A 16,428-nucleotide genomic window follows, 5' to 3' on the forward strand; every position below is an offset into this window, starting at 1 on the left:
TGGACATACGTCAATTGCCATGGAGCAAATAAGGGGTGGTAAACATGGACCGTCCATCGATGCACCCCGCTTCTCTGAAATAATCCCGACCTTTGTATTTAAATACTCCTCCTGTGTATAAATGCACGGAGACGATAACTACTTTTACAAAGCGGTTCATCCTGTTCATACCTGCAGTTAAGCTGTTTTTGCTGCTACTCTATTGTCATATCTCGAAAGGCAATGCCAAACGCCACTGCCGTAGGAGCAAATGTATGTTAAAATTAAATTTATAAAGAAAAAAATTAATAAAGTGGCTGGATTGGATTTGTGAGGAGGTATTAGATGTCAAACAATTATGAAGAGACCCCCCAGCAAACCGTTGAAAATGCGAAAGCGCTAGTCGTTGACTCACTCGCAGAAACAATGGATTTGTACGGGGTGACCCGGAGTGCAGGCACCTTATATGGAACCATGTACTTTGAAGAAGATATGACACTAGACGAAATGCGCGAGAAGCTCGGAATGAGTAAACCGAGTATGAGTACTGGCGTAAAGAAACTTCAAAACTACGACATTGTGAAGCAGACTTTCCGTAAGGGCACACGCAGGCAGACCTTTGTAGCGGAAAAGGATTTCTTCAATTTCTTCTCCAATTTTTTTACAAAGAAGTGGTTAAGGGAAGCTAAAATCAATATGGATGCAATTAAGCATGCTCAAATGGAATTGAATTCTGTATTGGATTCTTCTGAGGTGGATGAAGAAACGAAACGAGAAGCAGAACAAATCTTTCAACAGCTGGAAGAGTCCAAACCTTACTACCTTTGGTTACAGAAGCTTGTCAATGCTATTGAGAGTGGAGAAATTTTCGACCTTCTCCCTATTGATTCCAACGAATAAAAAAAAGCGCCTCTCTGAATAATGAATTTTGTTATTCATGAGGGGACGTATAGGCTGAATAATTTACATAATTTTCAGAACGACTGCAATCTACCTCCCAAATGAAAATATTTGAATAGCTCCGGAATCTTCCTAGGACTTTTTTATGTCATCATTTACGACATCAATGTACGCAGGCTGCGGAAAACAGCAGCTATAACTGGTTGGAATTTATTAATTTCCTCGCCCAGACCAAAAGGGACCGTGGAGTCATCTCCAGGGACCCTTTCTAGTTTAAGTTCAATTGTTCTTTCAAATGCATTCTTAGGTTGTTTATATAACCGGTGACATCCGGGTTCTTTTTCACATCAAAACAGGCAAAGGTCTCTAAAGGAATCAAACCTGCATATTTATGACTCAAATGGATATGAAATAAAATATCGTCAACACTTTTTCCCTCAAAGAAGAGATCAGGATTTTCAAAAGCATGCGCAGGGGCATTCCACGTCGTTGATAACATATATTTCTTATCTGTAAGTTTTCCCCCTCCTATCCCATACGCCTCGGCATTTCCACTGAAATACACGCCGTATTCATGGGTCATATCGATATATTTCTTGAACAATGCAGGCACACTGTAATTGTACACAGGGGTTTGATAAATGATCGTATCCGCCCATAACACTTTTTCCTGCTCGTCTTTCACGTCAAACCTCTCTTGCAGAACAGAGGTTTTTACACAGAGCTGCGGCCTCAGCATTTCCACAATTGTTTGAAACAACTCATCATTCAAGCGTCCCTTTGAATGGGGGTAGTATTCATGACCATTGAGGACCAGGATATTTTCCATGATTCAGACCTCCTTAAAATCGGGCCAAAAACGTATCGATTTCCTTTTTGCTTTTCAGTTGAATCACGTCTTTTTGCTGCCCTATATTTTGAAATTCTTGAAATCGCTGCTGCATTTTTCCCTTGCGAGGGTGGTAGGTTTTCCAGATGAACTTCAGAAAGTCCGCGTCTAATTTCTCTTCGCAACCTTCTCCCATGTCCGCCCTCGTCTTACCTCTGTATGTAAATCTACGCTTGAACACACGGAATAGACAAACATGGAGAGGTAACTCCAAGTAGATGATCGTATCCGCTTTATCTGCTCTGATATCATAAGTATTGCTATAATTGCCTTCGATAATCCATGCTTTTTCCTGAATCACTTCCTGCTGACGCGCCCTAAAGTCCTCTAATGCCGCTTCCTTCCAACCCGGCTCCCAGTAAAAACGATCCAAATGATATACTTCGATATCGAGAAGCCTGCCAAGTTCCTTTGCGAACGTTGATTTTCCTACTCCTGAAGACACCCCTAAGACCATAATCCGCTGCATAATGAGTCCCCCTTCATTGCTTTCCTATTGAAAACCCGTCAAAAAACCTTCCGCCATAGGGACGAAGCAAATCATCAACAAGATCGATCACTTTTTCTTTCTCACCTTTTTCATAAAAAAGAGTGAAACTATCCATTAGACGTGCGGCAAAAGAAGGATCGAAACTTTTCAAAGCTCGCATCATCCATTTCGAGGATCCTGACCACTGTCCATGAACTCTAAGGTGAAACTCACTCGATAACTGTGCTAACGTATTGGCGATGAAAATAGACTCTCCACGATCTGAACACCCAATAAAATCATCTAACGTATCTGTCAGAAAATAGCGTTTCTGCTCAATGGTTTCTTTTGACCATCGAAGTGGTCCCTTGTCCAAAAGAAGGTCAGCTTCCTCTTTGATCGACACTAGTTTATCGTGGTTTTTTATAACCACTCCTTCGGCTACCATCCGTGGCATAGACGGCTGCCCTCTTTCACAATCCAGTTTGAAAAATTCCTTATAAGAAGTCCAACTATGTACGAAGCACTCCACAGGCCAGCCATTCGCTTGAAAAGATTCACGATAGGACGCCGAAATGTCTGGGTAGAAAAGCACAAGATCAAGGTCTGAAGTGGAAGTCGCTTCTCCTCTCACCACGCTGCCAGCTAACAAAGCTGCATCACAACCCCTGTGACGCTGCTCAATGATCTGCGTTGCTGCTTTGATAGGTGACTGGCCCATATTACTCTCCATTCCCCGCACCTCTCACCCGTTCCATGATTTCTTTAGCCCTGACATCGATTGCCTCAGGTAATTCAGTGAAGTAGTGTAAATCCAGCGTTTCATCCCCTTGTGCTTTCCCTCCGCCTCCACCACTCACTCCGAAAGCTTTATAAACAGCAATGACATTATAAACTTCATCACCATTCGGGTAGCGGAAATAAAACCTTTTTCCAGAAAACGTTTCGATATGATCCATCCTTTCTGCATGAAGACCCGTTTCCTCCCATAGTTCTCTTTCAGCCGTTTCCAGTAACGATTCGCCAGGCTCCATCGCTCCTCCAGGGAGCCCCCATTCCTTCGTATCGGCACGGAATTGAAAAAGGACCCCGCCTTCCTCATTTTCCACAATGACAGTCGCGCCAACGATGATGAATGGACGTGAGCCAATAAGGCTTCTGATTTCCAACACATAATCTTTCAATAGGCTTCCTCCTCCGTAATCCTAAGACTTGTTTTTAACATAATCAGGAAAAAACCTTTGATGAATTCTTGCTGTTTTCTTCACCAACAATTGAGCAGACCCTCCCCCTACTTCTTTTCTATGATAAGGGCAGAGGTGATTTTATGTATAAAATGTTATGGAAAAACAGAAATATTCGCTTTTACTTACTTGGGGGAGGCATTTCGAGATTAGGGGATGTGTTAACAGGAATGGCTTTCCTCTTCCTCGCTTATGAGCTGACCGGTTCAAAGTTACATACAACGGGCATCGCTCTCGCTGAAACTATTCCCTATTTATTATTCGGGTTGATCGGTGGCGTGGTTGCTGACACTTTTCCTCGTAAAAAATTGCTCATCTCCCTCGATCTGCTCAGGGTTCCATTGATGCTTGCCGTGATAGCGTTGCATTATTTCAATGCTCTGACCTACCCTGCACTGATTATCATCAGCTTCTTAATCCAAACGATCGGCTGCTTTTTCAACCCTGCCCACCGCGCCGTCCTCCCGATGGTGACAAAGGATGATGAAAGGGCTTCAGCCAACAGTATGTATGACACAGTGACACGAGGGATCACGATTCTCACCCCCGTAATCGCTATATGGTTGTTGAATACATTCGGAGTGATCCACTTTTTCACAGTCGATGCATTTACTTACCTGCTCAGTGTGTGGTGTTTATCAAAGTTATATTTAATAGAATCACCCGCACGAAAGAAAACACTTAAAATGATGTTTCTCTCTATCTATGAATTCGGTCTTTGGATAAAAAAAGCACCTACGCTCCGTATGTTATTCCTTTTCACTTTCTACACCGTATTTTTGAACACCTGGGTGTGGCAGGTAGGACTATTGCTTTCCCTTTCTGAGTTGAGTCTACATAGTGAAGAACTATACAGTGGGATTCAAGGAGTATTCGGGGGAGTCGTCATCCTGACAAACCTTATACTTCCGTCTTTTATTAAGAACTTCAATCTGCGTCATTACTTGGTAGGGGCTCTGATCTGGGGCTCCGGCATTTGTTACTATGGACTTCTCTATGAGGTAGAGCATTTTTTCATCGGTTGTATCCTTGTGGGAATCGGCCTCCCGATCGCAAGTCTCTCACGTGTCTATCTGATTCAAAAATACGTCCCTGAAAGCAAAATGGGGAGGGCGTTCAGTACAAATGCTGTCCTTCTGTATGCTTCCAACACCCTCTCATTAGTTTTGTATGGATTGCTTTCTACCTTTATGACCATACGCCTGTTGATGATCGGTAGTGGATTGATGATCATGATGTCAAGCATCACCTTCCTATTGATTCATCTTATGAAAGTGACGGAACTGCGTCGGCGTTTTATGGTACATTTTCTTAAATAGGTGGTTAAAGGCTGCGACATTAGCAAAACCATGCTTGATAGCAATAGACAAAATTGAATGCTCTGTAAAAATGATTTCCTGTTGACTGCGAAATAGTCTATATACTTGCAGCCATGAATAGGGGGATAATCCGGTTTCTTTTTTGAATGCATGGGCAAACTGGAACTTGTTCATTCGAGCAACCCCAGCCATCTCATCTAGTGACCATTGCTCTATGTAACTTTCCTTAAGTGCAGAAATCACTCGATAGACCGGCTCACTCCCTGAAGAGATAGGAAGCTCTTTCTGGTGTGAGCCTACCCCGTACTCGACCATGAGAATGGACAGTTGAACAAGACTATTTTCTAGAAAAAGGGCGCTCACTCCTTCTTTTTGATTGGATAAAAATTCTCTCATGAAGGTCGCCCATTGGATCATCTGTCTATGCCGGTAGGAAACAGTAGAAAACTCTATGTGCGTATGATGGACACCCATTTTCTGGGCAGCTTCCTGTAATAAAGACGGGGTCAATTCTACGAGGAATTTTTCCTGTGTCGCTCTCAACTGTTTATGCTCTACTTTAGGATTCATAATGAAAAATTCCTCCTCACCAATGGACCGGTCACCATCATGGGTCTGGTATTCTCCTTTTCCATAGGGAGAAAAAATCAGTTTAAAACAGTCATCATAGCGCCAGTCCCGTTCCCCCAATTGATCATGACGCTGTAAAAACAATCCTTGTTCATTTGTCCAGATCATTTCATCTCCCCCTTTCTAATCCTGCTCAATGACCATCCTATTCAAAGAAGGGTGTAAATAAATGAAAGATGCTGCTGTTGCTACAGCTCCTCCCGCCCAGATTGTCACGCCTGTCCCGATATACTCTCCTATCAACCCGGCAGCGAAAGCAGCAACCGGCATCAAACTCCATGTCATGAACCGGCTCGTCGCCTGGACCCTTCCCAATAGATAGTCAGGAGTCAAATTTTGCCGAATTGTTATGATACATGGACTCTGAATCGCTGCACACATCGTTCCGACTGCGTTCATGATAGCCAGCCAATAAAAAGAATGGGTCAAACTGAACAAAATGATTGAAATTCCACCAATCACACTTGCATAAAAAAGCAGCAGCCGATAGGAGAATTTTTTTCTAAGAATGGCTGCCATCATAGAACCGACAATCGCTCCTCCACCACCGATGGATAACACCCAGCCAATTTGCACAGCTGTGAAAGATACGGTCGATTTCAAGTGGACGACCATCATCGTCAAAAACAGGGTCGTCCCAAAGACAGAAAAAAACATGCCCAAGTTTGTATATAGTAAAGGTTTTTGTTGAATGACAAAATTAAAGCCTTCTTTCATACCTTTCATGAGCGAAGACCTCCCTGCCTGTGTGCGGGGGCTTTCAATATTCAAGGTCCATACCATCAGAAATCCAATGAAAAAGCTCACACTGTTGATCAACAAAGCAACTCCGGGATTGTACAAACTGACAATGATGCCTCCTAAACCAGGTGCAATAAATACGGCCGTATGAAAAATGCCTGTGTTCAATGAATTGACCAGAGGCAAATCTTCGCTGCGCACCAGCTTCGGAATGGAAGCGAACTGGGAAGTGTTATAGACTTGGCCGAGCACACCAACTATGAAGGCCCCGCTATAAATGCCCCAAATCGGCAGCATCCCTAACAGGTAAACAACACCAAGGGCACCTATAATCAAAAACCGGATAAAATCACAAAGCAGAAGAATCCGTTTCCGGTCAAATCGATCAGTCAGGACCCCCATAAGCGGTTGCAGCAAAACCGGAATTCTTTCCAGTGCTGCTACAATTCCCATACTTAACGGCGAACCTGTCAAAGCTAATACAATGAGCGGCAGTGCGATCAAATAAATTTGATCTCCGAAAAAAGAAACCAGATTGCCACCGATGAATCGGAATGCTTGGAAATTCCTTTTGAACGTAGGTTTTCCCTCTTCAGCGTTCACTCTCGCCAGCTCACTCATATCCTTCTCCAAGATACGATTCCAACTCTTCCTTAAGAGTTTTCCACGAGTGAGGATTCACATGGTAGCGGGAGGCATGGTAAGAAACTAGACGAGCCGATTTCAACACTTTTAAATGATGGTGGACGGTCGTCTTTCCCATGCCGATTTCTTCCGTGACTTCCTGTAAGGTCCGGCTTTTTTCCACCAGCATTTTCAGCATCCGCAAACGATTTTCATCCCCGAGAGCCTTATATTTCTGAACAAGCATGTGATCAGGTACATACGGATCTTCTGGATGGATGCTTTCATTAGCCACTGGGTAATAAAACACTTTCGCCCCCGCTAAGTCCGCTTCAACATTCCAGGGGCGGTAGATGAATTGAGGTATCATAATCACTTTATGAACACTAGGTTCAGGAAGGTAATTCACCCCATGGGTCGCCCATTCCACAAATGCTTCCGGAGCTAGTTTCTTTGTCATTTTTCCCTTCGATAGAGCATCTCGTTTCAACATCTCTTCATAAAAGGATTGATTAGGAAGAATGACACTTTCATACCACCCAGCCATCACTTCCTTCAAGTGCTTCTTCAAATGCTGGGAGTCCACCTTGCTAATAAAACCGATGTAGGAGGGGAGAAATGAATTTTCTTTCGTTGCTGCCTGCAGCCGTTCGACCGCGTCTATTTCTCCAGTGGATGCAAGCTTCCGATCAGATTCATAAGCTTCCCCTAAGTATGGAATAGCTATCCACCTTAATGTCTCTTCTTCCAACTCCTCTACATAAGTGAGAAAAGAATCCAGACAATCAAAATCTTTCTCGTGCAAAAGTTGAAGCAGAGCCTTCCACGTGTTTTTCTTTTGGACATGTTCCAAATGTGCCACCATTTCTTCTGAGAGCGAATCATTGATCGCTGCCCACTGAGCTTCTGAATACTCCAAGGTATCTCTCAACCTTTGATTCGTGATGGCTGCTATGCCAAGAGCCGCTTCCCAAAGTAATGAGAATTTCACTTCAATTGTGTACGTCTCCCTTTTCTTTGTACCTGTAGAAAATAATTCCATATCATCACCTCTTAGCTTATATTCTATATTTATAGAATATAATATTCAATATATTTATAATAAAATTCAAAAAATTCACCCCCTCGCCATTGGAATGGAGTGAATTTCCAAAATATGTTATACCTGAGGTGGGATTAATTGGATTGCATACCGTAAGTGTAAGCAAGGCATCGGAAACCGAGTTTTTCTAATATAGGGCGACTCATCGGTCTTGCATCCACCGTCAGGAAAGAATAACCGCATTCTTGTGCTTTCTTTGCCCTTATAGATATAAGCGCGCGATAATACCCTTTTCCACGATAGGCCGGTCTTGTAGCACCTCCCCATAAAGAAGCGAAACACGATTCCCTCTCGAAATACATCCAAGCTCCGCTCACAAGTTCACCATTGTCATACACCCCATATAAATACAAAGACTCGGGGGAATTTCGTTTATCACGCCAGAGGCGCTTACCAAGTTCGGAGTGATCTTCTCCCCAAATGTCATTCATTAAAGAAATGATATCCTGCACCCCGGCCTGTGATTGGATTTCGACGACCTGACTAGAAGGAGCGCTATGTAGTAATCCTGATGAATTTGTAAGCTCCATCACCATCAATGCCTCTTCTTCCTCTTCCTCAAACCCTGCTTCTAAGAGTAAATCTTTTAATTCCTCCGGTCGATCATAACTGTATAGCTTCCACTCGAATGACTGTCCTATTTCTTTGAAATACTCCAGTTCACTCAAAATCACTTCACGTGCGTTTTCTTCATTCAATTGGGAAGCGAGAATGAATCCACCATCATCGTAGTCGGACACATGTCTGACTACATACGGCGTAACTTCTCTTCGGAATCCCGTAGTATAAGCGTTCACACGAAGTTCATCATGAAACTTACTTAAAACTTTATCCTTGTCCATCCCAGGGCCTCCCCTATCTGGCTTGTCATCCAAATTTTTCAGAATGAAACCGAGTATTATTCTCATTGAACTTTCCAAAAGCTATTTACTTAACCTCTTACCCCAGTTCGACCTGATTGCTTCAATGACCACTTCAGGCTTATCCCAGTGAAGCATATGGGTGGTAGAGGGCACTGCTTCCACCTTAGCATTCGCCCTTACTTCGAAAGTTTCAGCTGTATGTTTCCTCACTCTCTCCTGATCCACAGGAAGAGTCGCTCTTAATAACACTATAGAGGGCGGCAGTTGGGAATAGATAGTCTCCGTTTCATTTTTATGCATCGCTTTAATAAAATTTTTTGCGGTCTCGCCTGAAGCATGCCATGACACTCTTCCCTCATTTTCTTTACCTAAGTCTTTGACCGCTCTTTCCAATAGAGACGACCACCTCTTGTAAGCGGCTTTTTCTGAATCAAAAAAATCATGCCACGTATTAAACTGATAACCATCAAAATCATTTTCATAATAAGCAAGTTCATCTTCCAGTGACATTGCGCTCAAACGTTTCGTCTGATATCCTCCATCCAGCAGAATGGTACCCCTCACTTTTTCTGAGTGCTTCGCTAAATAAAACAAGGCTAAAAAACTTCCCCATGAATGGGATAAAAAGAAGAACCTTTCCAATCCAAGTTCCCTGACCACCTCATCCAACCAGTCAGCCATGGAAGGCATTTCATAAGAACTCTCTAACAAAAAAGGCATGGTTTTCCCGTGACCCGGGGCATCGATAGAAATGATCCGATATTCTTCCTCCAGCTCTTCTGCTACCTCAATGAAACTCAGACTCGTGCTCCCTAATCCATGCAAGCAGAAAATAACAGGATTTCTTTCATGACCCCAAACTGTCACATGAACCTGACTTTTCCCCACCTTTAAAAAATATCGCTCCATAAACATCTCCCCTTCACACCGCTTTCTCCCCCTGCCCTCGTTTCTAAAGCCTTACTGAGGCACCTGCTTAATATAAGCAAATGAGAAAAGAAAAAATAAGGTTGTCCCAAAAATTTTGTTCCACCATTATTGTAGCATTCATCCACATTTGAAATGCCAAAAAAACCCACCTTTCATCCCGAAAAGGTGGGTTGTTCATTATGATAAATTTTGACTCCAATCAACCGTTGCTTCACCTTCAAGGAAGCGCTCGGAATCCATTGCCGCCATACATCCTGTACCTGCAGCTGTAATCGCCTGGCGATACTTCTGATCCTGAACATCACCACATGCGAAAACACCTGGAATATTTGTATTCGTTGTACCTGGATCGACAAGGATATACCCTTTATCATCCATATCCAACTTCCCTTTAAGAAACTCGGTGTTCGGATTATGACCGATAGCAACGAAAATTCCATCTGTCTCGATCAATTCTTCTTCTCCAGATTCATTATCTTTCACTTTAACACCTGTAATCTTCATTCCATCTGAGACCATTTCGACAGGTGTTTTATTCAACGCCCATGTCACTTTGTCATTGCCTTTCGCACGTTCCTGCATAATTTTAGAGGCACGCAGTTCATCGCGGCGGTGGATGACTTGAACTTCATTAGCGAATTTCGTCAGGAAGGTTGCTTCTTCCATCGCAGAATCACCGCCACCGATAATGACGACCTTCTTCCCTCTGAAAAAGAATCCATCACATGTAGCACACGTGCTGACTCCTTTACCCATATTCTCTTTTTCACCAGGGATCCCGAGGAGTTTAGCAGAGGCTCCTGTTGATATGATCAATGTTTCTGTCTCAAGTTCTCCTAACCCGTCAACTTGCAACTTGAATGGACGGCTTTCCACCTCTACATCCGTGACCCAGCCACGTTTGAAGGTGGCGCCGAATCTTTCCGCTTGTTTTTTCATGTTATCCATTAATTCCGGCCCCATAATGCCATCAGGGAAACCAGGAAAGTTTTCCACTTCTGTCGTCAATGTCAGTTGGCCTCCAGGTTCTGGACCTTCAATAACCAGGGGCTCCATATTAGCACGTGCTAAGTAAACGGCTGCAGTTAAACCAGCAGGCCCAGTACCTAGAATGATTGATTTATGTTTCATTGTTGAACCTCCTATTATCTTTGCTTTTTGTTTAGTATGGCTTGCTTTTTCCAAGGTATAATCGCGACTTTCGATGCATGAGTGACTGTGCGTTGAACCCACTTGTTTTCAACTTGAGCCTTCGCCTTCAACACAGGATCTGAAACAGGGACTACGGAAAGGGACTGATTCATAATCCACCACTTCGGATGCAGGTCGGCACGTTTCAAATCCGATTCCAGGCGTTCAGCTTCATAGACAGGTGTCGCTTCAGGAAGTGTCACAATCAATATATGGGTCTTTTCAGCATCTTTCAAAGCAGGCAGCAAGTTCTTCACGGATTCAGGCACATGCCCTGCACTCCGTTCAATTTCGCGATGGTAGGATAGCGTTGAATCCAATAAAAGCAATGTATGGCCTGTCGGAGCAGTATCAATGACGATATAATCTTCCTCCGAATGCATCACAACATCCGCAAACGACCGAAAGACAGCAATTTCTTCTGTGCAGGGGGAATCCAGATCTTCTTTTAAGTAGTTTAGTTCATCTTCGTTCAGCTCGTGACTCGTTTCTTCTAAAACAGATTCTCTATAAGCTTCCGTTTCTCTTTTCGGGTCGATATTCGTCACTCGCAAAAGATCTGAGTGATTCTCAGTGAAAAGCCTGCTTAAATGCTCAGCAGGGTCGGTTGTCGTCAAATGCACGCTATACCCTTGTTCGACTAAATTTAAGGCGACAGAGGCAGCCACCGTCGTCTTACCGACACCCCCCTTGCCCATTGTAAACACGAGCCCGTTTCCTTTTTCAGAAAGGTCACCTATAACATCGTCCATTTCGAATCCCTCGGCAGCTACTTCATGTGTATGAACAGCCTCTCTCCCATGCTTACCCGCCAGCCAGCTCCTCAACTCACCGACACCGGTTAAAGATAAAGGGGCAAAAGGTAACTGGAAAGTGGTAAATGACTTCAAATGGTCCGAAATCGTTGTAAGTGACTCCTGTTGTTGGTCCATAAAGGCTTGTGCAGTATCATCCTCTGAATCTGTGATTTCAAACAACCCATTGATAATTAAAATTTGGTTTTTCACATCTAACGCTGCCAGCTCTTTCGAAGATCGATCCGCTTCAAATAAAGCTGTCTCATCAGGACGGCTCACCAATGCCAAAAGGGTCTGTCCCCCGTCAGCCAATGTATTCACAGCCTGCTCATACATTTCTTTTTTTCCTGCCAATGCAGATAAGGGGCCAAGACAGGATGCTCCCTCAGGGTTCGTGTCTATAAATCCGCTCCACGCCTTAGGCAGCTGTAATAACCTCAATGTGTGACCTGTTGGTGCGGTGTCAAACAGAATATGGTCAAATTTGTCTTTCACTTCTGAATCACACAGAAAAGAAGTGAAGGAATCAAAAGCTGCAATTTCAGTTGTACATGCCCCCGCCATTTGTTCCTCCATCGAGCGAATCACTGAGGCCGGCAGCTTATTTCTATACGGGGCAAGGGCCGATTCACGATGCCTTTCAGCCGCTTCCTCAGGATCGATATTAACGACAGCTAAGCGGGGGACTGCCTTAAGATGGCGATACTCATGATTGAAATCTTCCCCAAATACATCTTGTAAATTGGATGCCGGATCCGTACTGATTAATAATACTCTCTTCCCTCTATCTGCTAACGAAACTGCTGTCGCACATGCGGTTGATGTTTTCCCCACACCACCTTTTCCTGTGAAGAACAAGAAATACGGGAAGTCGATATTAGGTGGATCGTATTGCTTTTCCATAGTTATGCTCCTTAGTCTAAAATCGTAAAGCGAGAATCAGATTTCACCGGCTTAGATTCTGTTAAAAATCGCTCTTCAATTTCCAGCCATTCCGCCAACTCTTCTGTTGTCGGATAGGCTTTTGTTTTTTTTACTTCTCCATCAACTATCGCGATGGGCAGAGCTAACTCCGCTTCTTTTTGCAAGTATCCACTGACTAATTCGTTTTCAACAAAGGCCTGCGTCTCGGTGGATAAATTGAATCGCTCCACATGGATACCTTTAGATTCTAATATAGACAACTGCCTCGATATTTTCGTAAGCTTTGGATCTACGGAAGGGCCACAAACACCTGTAGAACAACACATCGCTGGATCATATATTTCAATTTTTTTCATTTGGATATCCTCCTTAAAAATTTCATATTGATGAGCCCTGGACTATGAAAAAAGTCGAGAGCTCGTCTCGACTTTTTGTTCAATTATTTCTCCTCTATTGCAAACCTTTGAATCCGTGCTTCAATCTCATCACGGACACGCTGGAAGAATGCCCACTTCTCTTCTTCTGAACCTTCTGCTTTAGCCGGGTCATCGAATCCCCAATGAAAACGTGTTACATGCGGAGGTGTCATCGGACACTTGTCGTTCGCATCTCCACAAAGAGTAATCGCGAATGCAGCATTGTTTAAAATATCAGGGTCGATGATATCAGAAGTATGATCAGTAATGTCGACATCCACTTCATTCATCGCTTTCACAGCATTTGGATTCAGCCCATGTGCTTCAATACCTGCAGATTTCACCTCATATTTGTCGCCTAGATACTTTTTACCGAACCCTTCAGCCATTTGGCTTCGGCAGGAATTTCCTGTACATAGAAAGTAGATCACTGGTTTGTTAGACATGTTGAATTTCTCCTTTGTTTTGGAATTAGATGATTAATAACCATAGATAAAGTCCGACAAGTGTAATGAATAAAGTCGGGACTGTGAGGATGATTCCTATTTTAAAGTAATACCCCCATGAAATTCGGAAACCTTTCATTGATAACACATGCAGCCACAACAACGTGGCCAATGAACCGATCGGGGTGATCTTCGGTCCAAGGTCAGACCCGATGACGTTCGCATAAATCAGTGCCTCTCTCATCGTGCCCGTCGTGTTCGTCTCGGCAATCGCAAGGGCATCAATCATGACGGTCGGCATATTATTCATGACAGAGGAGAGAATGGCGGCAATAAAGCCCATCGAAACCGTGGCAACGAACAATCCCTGGTCTGCCGTATATTGAATGACGCTAGCCAGGACATCGGTCAAACCGACATTCCGTAGGCCGTAAACGACAACGTACATCCCGATAGAGAAAAATACGATGGCCCATGGCGCTCCCTTAATGACATCGCCTGTTTTGACAGCAGCACTTCTCCTTGCCATTAACAAGAAGAATATAGCCACAATCCCAGCAATGATGGAAACGGGAATTTCTAAAGGCTCACTCGCAAAATAGCCTACCAATAAGACAACGAGGACCCCCCAGGACATCCGGAACATTTTGTGGTCCCGGATTGCATCTTTCGGCTTTTTCAGCTGAGATAGATCATAATCATCCGGGATGCTCTTTCGGAAAAACAGGAAAAGAACAAGAATGCTTGCACCGAGTGAAAAGAAGTTCGGAATAATCATACGCGAAGCATACTCGATGAACCCGATATCGAAAAAGTCCGCAGATACGATATTCACCAAGTTACTCACAATCAAGGGGAGTGAGGTCGTATCAGCGATGAATCCACTCGCCATGATGAAGGGCAGAATCATCGCTTCCTTGAATTGCAAATTTCTCACCATCGCTAATACGATGGGTGTCAAAATGAGCGCTGCTCCATCATTAGCGAACAGAGCGGCCACAACAGCGCCAAGCAGCGTGACATAGATGAACATCCGCTTCCCGTCCCCTTTGGCTACTCGAGCCATATGAAGGGCTGCCCACTCAAAGAATCCAATCTCATCAAGGATTAATGAAATGATGATGATGGCGACAAAGGCTAATGTTGCGTTCCAGACAATATCGGTTACAGCAACTACATCTTGAAAGTCAACGACACCAAAAATCAATGCTAGAATCGCACCCGCACAAGCGGACCATCCGATTCCTAAATTTTTCGGCTGCCAAATGACAAAGACGAGTGTAAGTATGAAAATACAAGTGGCAATAATAGCTAAACTCAAAACAATCCCCCTACATGTCGCATTGGATGCGTAAGCCCGCCTTCTCCAACGCGGTTAATTTTTCTTTTTGGTCCGGTATTTGGTCCAGAACCTGCTGAATGATCGGATATGTTTCATGAGAAGTATTCAAAGAGTAGAAAATCCATTGCCCTTTCCTCTGCTCTTTTACAAGTCCAGCATCTCTCAATTTACGTAAGTGCTGACTGATGGAGGGCTGGCTCATTTGTAATACTTCCACGAATTCACATACACAACATTCATTATCTTTCAACAACCCTAAAATCGTCAGGCGTGTTTTATCCCCTAGCAGCTTTAAAGTCTGGGCTGCCTGTTCCAATTCGATGATTGTTTTTTCCATATGATCACCTCTCCCTAATCATAATATAAGCATATGCTTATATTAGCAAGTGGAAAATATAAAAAGCGGCCCCACCATAAAGTGGAGCCGCCCTTTATCACATGTTATGCAATTTGTTTACATGCTTCTGCGCATTCATAACAAGCTTTTGCACAATCCTGGCAATGCTTATGGTCATGTTTGTTGCATTCATCTCCACAAGCTTGGCAAATCTTCGCACAAACGCCTGTAAGTTCTGAAGCGAAAGGGGTATTTCTCACTAAGGCTTGCTCTAAGTATGCACAAATATCTGCACATTCACGGTCTAAGCGGATACACCCTGCCATCATCTTTACATCTTCTTCTTCTAAACATGCATCATAGCAGTGGTTACAAGCGGCCATACAAGCGTGTAACTTTTCGATAAGTGTTTGATACTTTTCATGTGCCATTACCCAGACCCTCCTTGTAATTAGTTCTATTATTCTTTATCTCACTTATAGATGGTTCAAACCTATTTTAACCCAATTTATTCCTTTTACTCTTAAAGGACTAAGTACTTACCAACTCACTCTCTCTTGGACGCCTGGATTTATACCAGTGCCAACATAAAATGAATATGATGATGGCATCAATCATATCCCCACCATAATACATAAGGACAGAACCCTTCTCTGCCTCATTTAGAGCCACTCCTGCAGGCGGATGGGCATAGATGAATTTTGACAGGATGCCGTGGGCAGCCAATGCCAAAATAAGCACAATCGATCTATACATGTAAGACTTCCTATGCGGTATAGGGTCTATATAAATCATGGAAATTGTAAATAAATACCCTGCCAAGAAAACGTGGACATGTACGAAAATGTGAGCCCATATGTTCTCATGCATCAGAGCATAAAGGTCTGTTGTATACAGCACCCAAAGACCGCCTACATTCATAATTGAAGCAGCCACCGGATGGGTGAAAAATTGGGAATATCGGCTTCTCAACACACTTGTGACATACCTTGCTTTCGAAACACTTAACGTCCGTAATAAAAGAGTCATCGGTGCGGCTAAAGTCAATAGCAAAGGTGCAAGCATTCCCAGCAGCAGATGAGTGACCATATGCATTTCAAAATCTTTATGAGCTAGATCAGCCAAAGGACCAGCAACTGAAACTATAGCCAAAAGCATGCCGGCAATCCAACAAAGGCTTTTGTGTAACGGCCATTTCTGCGAACGACGCACTGAAAGAAACACCATAATCAAATACACTATAAGCCCCACTAAAAAAGGGAAACTCAAGAGAAGCTGAGAAATC

Annotated in this window: 19 protein-coding genes; 2 read left to right on the plus strand and 17 right to left on the minus strand. The window is 43.4% G+C overall.

The genetic code is table 11. From position 1 onward, the window contains the following. The first annotated feature begins 324 nt into the window (after nt 1–324). Nucleotides 325–879, plus strand: a complete 555-nt coding sequence (gene cudC, locus HLI_RS10260; protein WP_128524896.1) for a choline uptake/conversion transcriptional regulator CudC — start codon at nt 325–327, stop codon at nt 877–879. Between the two features lie 268 nt (nt 880–1,147). On the opposite strand, the gene HLI_RS10265 is transcribed toward cudC, so the two are convergent. Genes HLI_RS10265 through HLI_RS10280 form a run of 4 tightly spaced genes read right to left on the minus strand, consistent with a single transcriptional unit; the run spans nt 1,148 to nt 3,421 of the window. Next, complete coding sequence (locus HLI_RS10265; protein ID WP_128524897.1) at nt 1,148–1,708, minus strand: NAD(P)H-dependent oxidoreductase; 561 nt, start codon at nt 1,706–1,708, stop codon at nt 1,148–1,150. A gap of 13 nt (nt 1,709–1,721) precedes the next feature. Continuing rightward, nucleotides 1,722–2,237, minus strand: a complete 516-nt coding sequence (locus HLI_RS10270) for a P-loop NTPase family protein (RefSeq protein ID WP_128524898.1) — start codon at nt 2,235–2,237, stop codon at nt 1,722–1,724. Nucleotides 2,238–2,250: 13 nt separating this feature from the next. Next, a complete protein-coding gene (locus HLI_RS10275; RefSeq protein WP_128524899.1) occupies nt 2,251–2,970 on the minus strand; it encodes a nucleotidyltransferase domain-containing protein in 720 nt (239 codons plus the stop codon). Then, on the minus strand, nt 2,960–3,421 hold the full coding sequence (locus HLI_RS10280; protein WP_128524900.1) for an NUDIX hydrolase: 462 nt from the start codon (nt 3,419–3,421) through the stop codon (nt 2,960–2,962). The genes HLI_RS10275 and HLI_RS10280 overlap by 11 nt, the downstream gene beginning before the upstream one ends. Before the next feature lie 143 nt (nt 3,422–3,564). Here HLI_RS10280 and HLI_RS10285 point away from each other — a divergent pair, with 143 nt between their 5' ends. Further along, nucleotides 3,565–4,800 (plus strand): MFS transporter, encoded by a 1,236-nt coding sequence (locus tag HLI_RS10285; RefSeq protein WP_128524901.1) that lies wholly within the window; start codon nt 3,565–3,567, stop codon nt 4,798–4,800. Here the strand turns inward: HLI_RS10285 and HLI_RS10290 are convergent. From HLI_RS10290 to HLI_RS10350, 13 genes are all read right to left on the minus strand, one after another. Beyond that, the gene (locus tag HLI_RS10290; RefSeq protein ID WP_128524902.1) at nt 4,735–5,538 is read right to left on the minus strand and encodes a helix-turn-helix transcriptional regulator; all 804 of its coding nucleotides are present in this window, start codon (nt 5,536–5,538) and stop codon (nt 4,735–4,737) included. The genes HLI_RS10285 and HLI_RS10290 overlap by 66 nt on opposite strands. Before the next feature lie 15 nt (nt 5,539–5,553). Further along, entirely contained in the window at nt 5,554–6,792 is a 1,239-nt protein-coding gene (locus HLI_RS10295) for an MFS transporter (RefSeq protein WP_128524903.1), read from the minus strand. After that, a complete protein-coding gene (locus HLI_RS10300; RefSeq protein WP_128524904.1) occupies nt 6,785–7,837 on the minus strand; it encodes an ArsR/SmtB family transcription factor in 1,053 nt (350 codons plus the stop codon). Before HLI_RS10300 ends, HLI_RS10295 begins: the two co-directional genes overlap by 8 nt. A 134-nt stretch (nt 7,838–7,971) precedes the next feature. After that, a complete protein-coding gene (locus HLI_RS10305; RefSeq protein WP_128524905.1) occupies nt 7,972–8,739 on the minus strand; it encodes a GNAT family N-acetyltransferase in 768 nt (255 codons plus the stop codon). A gap of 81 nt (nt 8,740–8,820) precedes the next feature. Continuing rightward, nucleotides 8,821–9,669 carry an alpha/beta fold hydrolase gene (locus HLI_RS10310; RefSeq protein WP_128524906.1) on the minus strand — a complete coding sequence of 283 codons (849 nt, stop codon included), beginning with the start codon at nt 9,667–9,669 and terminating at the stop codon, nt 8,821–8,823. 198 nt (nt 9,670–9,867) lie between these two features. Then, a complete protein-coding gene (trxB, locus tag HLI_RS10315; RefSeq protein ID WP_128524907.1) occupies nt 9,868–10,821 on the minus strand; it encodes a thioredoxin-disulfide reductase in 954 nt (317 codons plus the stop codon). A gap of 14 nt (nt 10,822–10,835) precedes the next feature. Continuing rightward, nucleotides 10,836–12,581, minus strand: coding sequence for an arsenical pump-driving ATPase (gene arsA, locus HLI_RS10320; RefSeq protein WP_128524908.1), 1,746 nt, complete (start codon nt 12,579–12,581; stop codon nt 10,836–10,838). Between the two features lie 11 nt (nt 12,582–12,592). Continuing rightward, nucleotides 12,593–12,958, minus strand: coding sequence for an arsenite efflux transporter metallochaperone ArsD (arsD, locus tag HLI_RS10325; protein WP_128524909.1), 366 nt, complete (start codon nt 12,956–12,958; stop codon nt 12,593–12,595). An 83-nt stretch (nt 12,959–13,041) separates the two neighbouring features. Beyond that, entirely contained in the window at nt 13,042–13,464 is a 423-nt protein-coding gene (arsC, locus tag HLI_RS10330; protein WP_128524910.1) for an arsenate reductase (thioredoxin), read from the minus strand. A gap of 25 nt (nt 13,465–13,489) precedes the next feature. Further along, nucleotides 13,490–14,785 carry an arsenic transporter gene (locus HLI_RS10335; RefSeq protein WP_128524911.1) on the minus strand — a complete coding sequence of 432 codons (1,296 nt, stop codon included), beginning with the start codon at nt 14,783–14,785 and terminating at the stop codon, nt 13,490–13,492. A 10-nt stretch (nt 14,786–14,795) separates the two neighbouring features. Continuing rightward, nucleotides 14,796–15,143 carry an ArsR/SmtB family transcription factor gene (locus HLI_RS10340; protein WP_128524912.1) on the minus strand — a complete coding sequence of 116 codons (348 nt, stop codon included), beginning with the start codon at nt 15,141–15,143 and terminating at the stop codon, nt 14,796–14,798. A 104-nt stretch (nt 15,144–15,247) separates the two neighbouring features. Beyond that, nucleotides 15,248–15,574 (minus strand): four-helix bundle copper-binding protein, encoded by a 327-nt coding sequence (locus HLI_RS10345; protein WP_128524913.1) that lies wholly within the window; start codon nt 15,572–15,574, stop codon nt 15,248–15,250. A 100-nt stretch (nt 15,575–15,674) separates the two neighbouring features. Beyond that, a complete protein-coding gene (locus HLI_RS10350; RefSeq protein ID WP_347232243.1) occupies nt 15,675–16,382 on the minus strand; it encodes a cytochrome c oxidase assembly protein in 708 nt (235 codons plus the stop codon). Nucleotides 16,383–16,428: the final 46 nt, after the last annotated feature.

Origin of the sequence: Halobacillus litoralis, assembly GCF_004101865.1 — a bacterium.
GTDB lineage: Bacteria > Bacillota > Bacilli > Bacillales > Halobacillaceae > Halobacillus > Halobacillus litoralis_A.